This window comes from Wolbachia endosymbiont of Tuta absoluta (assembly GCF_059414725.1).
Map to the genome: position 1 here is coordinate 1 of NZ_JBNRJY010000024.1, position 6,513 is coordinate 6,513.

Annotated in this window: 4 protein-coding genes and 2 pseudogenes; 4 read left to right on the forward strand and 2 right to left on the reverse strand. The window is 34.1% G+C overall.

The features are described 5' to 3' along the window. Window positions 1-83: 83 nt before the first annotated feature. Window positions 84-662 carry an IS5 family transposase gene (locus tag ACJ5GX_RS00155; RefSeq protein WP_265013680.1) on the reverse strand — a complete coding sequence of 193 codons (579 nt, stop codon included), beginning with the start codon at window positions 660-662 and terminating at the stop codon, window positions 84-86. 443 nt (window positions 663-1,105) lie between these two features. After that, entirely contained in the window at window positions 1,106-2,494 is a 1,389-nt protein-coding gene (locus tag ACJ5GX_RS00160; RefSeq protein WP_230609174.1) for a hypothetical protein, read from the reverse strand. Window positions 2,495-2,707: 213 nt separating this feature from the next. On the opposite strand from ACJ5GX_RS00160, the pseudogene ACJ5GX_RS00165 reads away from it, so the two are divergent. The 4 genes and pseudogenes from ACJ5GX_RS00165 to ACJ5GX_RS00180 form a co-directional block, all read left to right on the forward strand. Beyond that, a pseudogene (locus tag ACJ5GX_RS00165) lies at window positions 2,708-2,809 on the forward strand (hypothetical protein); the annotation flags it as partial. A 155-nt stretch (window positions 2,810-2,964) separates the two neighbouring features. Next, window positions 2,965-3,512: pseudogene (locus ACJ5GX_RS00170) on the forward strand (IS630 family transposase); the annotation flags it as partial. 214 nt (window positions 3,513-3,726) lie between these two features. Next, a complete protein-coding gene (locus tag ACJ5GX_RS00175) occupies window positions 3,727-5,247 on the forward strand; it encodes a hypothetical protein (RefSeq protein ID WP_149168922.1) in 1,521 nt (506 codons plus the stop codon). An 8-nt stretch (window positions 5,248-5,255) separates the two neighbouring features. Then, window positions 5,256-6,513, forward strand: a 1,258-nt coding sequence (locus ACJ5GX_RS00180; RefSeq protein WP_495292562.1) for a PD-(D/E)XK nuclease domain-containing protein, incomplete at its 3' end; no start/stop codon positions are given.

The following is a 6,513-nucleotide window of genomic DNA, read 5'->3' on the forward strand; positions in this document are numbered from 1 at the left end:
CTCCAAGTACAGCATCTCCAAATTCATTTTCAGCCCATTCATTATTCCTGTTTGCCATTTTTTACCCTCAATGTTTGCAAACTTTAATGTTGTAATACTTTATTTTTATGTCCATTTATATTTGTGGGTAATAGTAAGATACGTCTAAAATTGGAAAGCCAGGCAAATGTCCGTTCTACGATCCAACGTTTAGGAATAATCTGAAATCCTGTATCAACCAATTTCTTGGCAATTGTTAGCAAACATCCAGTTTCCAATAAACATCGATTTTGTAATTTACCTGTGTACCCTTGATCGGCAAAAAACTTTCGTAAGGTTGGGGCTTTGCATTTAGCCTGAGCAAAAAGATCTAGAGCACTATCGCGATCTTGAATACTTGCACTGTGTACTTCAGCAGCAATTACAAGACCCACAGTATCTACAATGATATGGCGTTTTCTGCCCTTTATTTTCTTTCCAGCATCGTATCCCTCTCGATCCCCTTTTTGAGTCGTTTTTACTGACTGGCTGTCTATTATTCCCACTGATGGAGTTTCATTCTTACCGATTATCTCTCTTACTTTTTTAACTAGAAAATCATGAATTTCTTGCCATATTCCACTTTTTTTTAAGCGCGAATCACAACTATACACGGTTTTCCATGGTGGAAAATCTTTAGGCAGTTGTCTTCATTGACATCCTGTTCTCATCATATAGCGGATTGCGTTAACAATTGTTCTAATACTATGTTTTCTTGCTCTGCCGGTCTTTTAAGGTTCAAAATATGGCTCTATTATCTTCCATTCTTTGTCACTTATGTCGCTTGGTACATCTTAAAATATATCTTATACCATACTTCTTAACTTCTTTCTACTCAGTTTCAAGACGGGCTCTAACAACCCCAACTTTGATTTTAGTATTTTTTCTTGTGTTGTACTCATATCTGACACTCCTTTAAAATTTGTTTATATTTTTATCTTACTTTATTACCCTGTCAGATTAAGTCTAAACTATTACATCTGCAATCTCTCCTATTTGACCTACCAACAATGAGTATTGGTATTAGCAATGGGATAAAAAACAAATAGCAAACACTGAAATTAAATAAGTACATAAGCAAAGTGCTCTAGTTCGTTTGTGTATCCCTATAACTATCAAGGGCTCTCTCTGCTTTTACATTATTTTGAATATTAGAGCTAGGTTTATCTCCTTTTTCTTTCTCATATAATGACCACCCACATAGTCCAATTACTGCAGGTACAATAAGTGCTGCTAAAAATATATATGTTTGTGTCACAAATGCTAATGCTATAATCAAAGCTGAAAGAGATGCTGATAAAGTGAAATACACAGTTGACCTGTGACGTTGAATGTTTTGTGTCTTATTTTGTACTCTGTCAGATTTCACATTTTCTCCCCTGTAACAATTTTTATCTAGCACCTTTTCATTAAATGCTCCACTAAACATTAACACAGTTTCTCCTAACGTTCTTCTAGTAAGATTTTCCTCCACTGCAATATTACCTCGTGCGGATAATGCACCATTACCAACGTATCCAACTCCCTCACCCATTATAGATTCTGCAAACTTTCCTTCTTTTGATACCCTACTTGGCGCGCTAAGATCACCATAATTAATAGCAATGCTTTTGATGCCACTGTCGCTTATCAGCTTATTTAAATCTTGAGTATTTCCAGTATTGACAAATATCCCACAAAATCCTGAGTATTTTCCACTATCTTGCTCTATTTCCTTAGCAGCTTCTATTGCTGCATTGACAAAAGCTATTTTTGCTTCTTTTTGCTCATCATTACTCAAACCACTCAAAAAAGCATTAGGTACCACAATGCTTAATCCTTCTTTATGTTTGGCAGCCATTAAGGCATTCAGTTTTACTACGTTTTTAAACTTATCTTGTAGCTCAGATTTTCTGCTACCTATTAACTTTCGACTTCTAGCAAAATACTTGTAGTCTAAGGTATTTCCTTTTAACTTAGGAAAAGTAGTATAATGAACAACGCTTTCTATAGGATCATTCAGCAGCTTTCCTGAATGATCTAAATGTTGTGTTACTTCAGCCCTTATAACTATATAAGAAGATTTTTTCTGTAGCTCTCTCCTATAATCTTCAAAACTTTTATATTTAGATGGTATTGTTACTCTTTTACCAGCCTTAAGAAGCTGAATATCATGCACTTCTTTTGCGCCAATACGATCCTTATCATATATTAAATCTATTTTTTGTTGTTTATTTTTAATCTCTTTTGCATATACTGTTTTAGTTGTGTTATCTATTACTATATCCGCATCCACTCCTTGTGTAAGCTGCACAATAGGGGCTAATTTATTATCAGTTATCATGCACTTCCCAGTGTACGGATTAGAACAACAGCCTTTTTTAGACCCTAGCCCAAACATTTCCATTAGTGGCCTTCGAATTTCATAATGCAATGAATAAGGAGTTGTGCAAAATGGAATTTCTTTTGTTTCTTCCTGAATTAGTCTAAGATTCATAACCTCCTCACTTTACACATTGTAGTATCATTAATGATAGCATTTTATAAATCAGGAGTCAAGCATTCCAAACAAATATAAGCTACATATACAAAGCACAAAGATTTTTGAAAATAGCTCTAAATAGAACTCTTGTATTGTGAATCAGATAGCTAAAATGCTGCTAGATAATGGAGAAAATGCTAACTTGAAAATCAGGATTGTGTACCATTACACCTTGCAGCTCAAAAAGGTTACAGAGAAATTGTCGAAATTCTGTTAAACAATAATGCAGATCCTGAATGGCTTTGTTGCATAGCTGTCAATAAGATGTAGAGATGGAAGGAATTTACAAGGCAAATTCGAAAAGAGGCATACCGATATCAGTAAATTTATTAAGTAATACCAATTCCCATTCCCACTATACAAAGAACGGATAGACAATAATGGAAAAAAAGCCATACTAAAGTAAGTGAAGTAGCGAGGTTTAAATGGCATTAAGATCAAAATTATTGGATGAAAAAGTGAGGAAAAGAAATGCTGAAGAAAGTAAGGAACAATGCATATGTTTCAAAAAAACTAAATGCTGTAATTGCGGCAAAAAAGCATAGTATAACGGCTGTAGCAAAAATATATTGCATTTCAAGAAGCGCACTAACTTCGTGGATAAAATTCTTAAAATTTGGCAGAGAAGAAAAACTGTTTGCTCCTCCACAACGCCGTAAAAGAACTAAATTAAATCAGGCTCAACTACAGCAAGTTGAAGCATGGATAGAAGAAAATCCTAATATTACCATTAAAGAAATGAGAATAAGAATCCAGGAAAAGTTCGGATTAAATATCAGCAAATCTACAGTACACCGCCATATACAAAAGATGAAATTTTCATATATTACACCAAGACCAGTACACAACGTACAAGATAAAAGTAAACAAGAGGAATTCAAAAAAAAATCTCAATGAAGTTATTGGCAAGTATCCAGAAAAAGAGCTATTTTTCTTTGATGAATCAAGGTTTGGCACACATTCGAAAGTTGGGCTCTGTAATATCTTTCTTCATAGGTAATCTCCTAAATTGAAAGAATTACTTGGAGTTTACCCACTTTCCAGCCTTTTTTCACTTCTTTCTAACCCATAGTTGGGGTTAATAGAATTTTTTTTGTGCCGTTAAACTTTACACAATTTTTTAGCTGTGTTTTATCTTGAACCGATAGAAAATCATAGTATATTGAGTATTTTAATCGGGTTAGGTAATGAATTACACTCTAATGCCATCACTTAAGCATAAAGCTCTTGTGGAAATAGCTATTACGTTATGGAATCAAGATGATGCCTGGGATTTAGCGTCAAAGTTTTACTTCTCATCACCAATCCTAAATGTCAGTGAAAGAAAAAGAGAATGGCAAAAGGTAGAGGATGAAGTGATAAAAAAGGTACTAAAACTTCCGCTGCCAGAATTGTTAAAAAAGGAACTATCAAGTTTTGTTGAAGCAATAGGTTGGCAGATACTCATATGGAAACAATATCATAAAAATCTTTTAGGTGGCAAAGATGCTAGAGCAAGCTTAAGCAAGCTTTGTTGGACACCACAAGGCACTATTGATAAAGAGAAAACAGCAAAGATATTAGTGCAAGATGAAAATTTAGATATTGCTAAGCGCTATAGATTAGCATGCACTTATTGTTTAGAAGATAACATTCTCACCCTATGGAAACAAATCAGTGGTAGGAAACTCTATGGAAAAGATCTTAGGAAAATAAGAATAAATGAATCACCTCTAGTATCGTTCTGGTCCCATCATATAGAAGAAGAAACAGCTCAGTTAGGCGATATAATAAGAAGATATTGTCAAGATGATAGTGTTACTCATTATGAGTATGCATTTCGACGTTCAGCAGTTAGTGGCAATGAAGCAGCAACCAGATATTTCCTACAAAAGTTAACTCCTGAAGAAAAAGATAAGGTCTTAGTAAGAACTGCAGAATATGTGGCAAAAAGACGTTGTGACTGTGTTAGTGAGTTTACAGATTTTTCCAGGGAGAATTATATTGATGTTTTGTGCTTTTTACTTTCAGAAATGGATAGAGAACAACAAATGGAAGTGTTCAAGAGCTGCTCTTATGAAGTGCTAAAGTGCTTTTTGGATTGGCCATGGCAGAGTTTTTTTATGGAAACAGCGCAGCATATGTGGGCTTTCCTTTCTGAAGAAGGTTATGATTGTTTATTGAGAGTAATCGTTAATAAGATGATAGATGGTAATAAAGATTACAATTATCAAAAGCTCTTTGGAATATTTTGGCAGCAAGGTCCTAGTACTCACACAAAACATGTAATAGATAAATGCGGATCAGGTGGGTTATTATTACTAGACTTATTTAAGGTTGAAGATGTGGAAAATATCAAACTGATCTTTCAAGATGCAACTCCCAAAGAGAAAGAAAGGCTTATTTTTTGTAGTAGGGGGCAAGATATTTGCCAAGATTTGATTTATGGTGATAGGGGGGGATTTATTGAGTTCTTCATTCGAGAATGTATATCATCAAAAAATGAAATGGTAAAATTTAGGGAGGAATTTAAAGAACGTATAACATGGTGTTGTTCAAGAGAGGAATTTACAAAGAGGAAAGATAAATGGGATAAGTTTTTTCAATTACTGGATAATCTTATTCAAGAAAATGACAAAAAGAGAGGAATAGAAGGAGAAGAAAGTAGTCCAGCAAAGAAACTTCGTAGTATAGAACTTGAGGAAGTGACACACAGTATGAAGAAATAGATAAGAAAATGCCAAGAGCAACAGCTGAAGCGAAACATATTGAACACAAGCTTGAGTTAATAGAATTATTACTCACTGAACCAATTAATCCAGGTAACAGTAAGGGTAACCCTGTTCTCTCAGTAAATTTCGATGCACCTAAGGGATTTGCTGAAAAGTTTAGTTTATTTCTTCGTGAAACTCCAAATATTGGTTCAACATCTAGTCCTGAGTTTTTTATTCATAGCATATTAGGATCGATTTTAACCCTTCCTAATAGTGGTCTAGTAGAAAAGCTTGGCATCAATAAGGTGTATATTAAGCGTACTAATTTGAAAGTAGAGGGATTGAAAAATGAGATTAGCATTGTAAAACTATGCTTTTTTCTTGAAAAAAGTGGAAGAAAACAAGTGGTTCTTAGAGCTTTTACAAATGATCAAATTACAGGTTATGGGGATTTAAAACGGAAATATTGTTATAATGATGATGAACTTAAAGAGATAGCAAAAACACTAGAGATCTCTGACATAGATAACACAGATATAAATGAGTATTCGTTTCATATGCGTACTGAAGAAGATTTAGGCAACCTGTCATTCGAACTATATAGAGAACAAAGAGATAGAGTAAAAGAAAAATTTAAGGATTTGGTGTCTTCTCCATCTCAAACTAGTGAATTTGAGGAGATCAATATAGGTCGGTCTACAAGTCTTGAAGGTGCATTTAAACAGCTTTCTGATAAGAGTATAGATCAAGTAATAGTTGGTATTAGAGAAATTTTTCTTGAACTGGCCGAAATATACAAAAGTAATCAGGGAAAGTTTTCACTGGGCAACTCAGAAGCAGCATATCATGGGTTTGTTTATGGAGCTTTAGCATTAAATTTTAAATATCGTTATGGTCTTAATTGTTATGTTGAACGTGCTGCAGGTAACGGACGTGCAGATTTAATACTTATGTCACGTACAAAAGATGCAAATGGTAGGATAAATCCTAAACCTGTTCCAGTAGTTGTTGAGTTTAAAGGAGAAGGTCATACTGCTGATGAAGCTATAACACAGATCAAGAACAAAGGTTATTTGTATAACCTCAGCATTAGAACTAAAGCAGAAGAGGCGGTTATAGTGGGAATTAGTTATGCTGAATTAAAGACAGAACAAGCTAAGATTTTTCAATCCCAAGGTTTTGTGCATCAATTATTAGAAGGTGCTAAAGATTTTGATGGCAATGAAGCAAAGGAAAATTTAAAGGCAGAACTAAAGAACTTATATCACTTGATACCAAGTA

What these genes read in the sequence shown, in the direction of transcription:
- ACJ5GX_RS00160 (WP_230609174.1), bottom strand. Translation starts at nt 2,494, where the DNA reads ATGAATCTTAGACTAATTCAGGAAGAAACAAAAGAAATTCCATTTTGC.
- ACJ5GX_RS00175 (WP_149168922.1), top strand. Translation starts at nt 3,727, where the DNA reads ATGAATTACACTCTAATGCCATCACTTAAGCATAAAGCTCTTGTGGAA.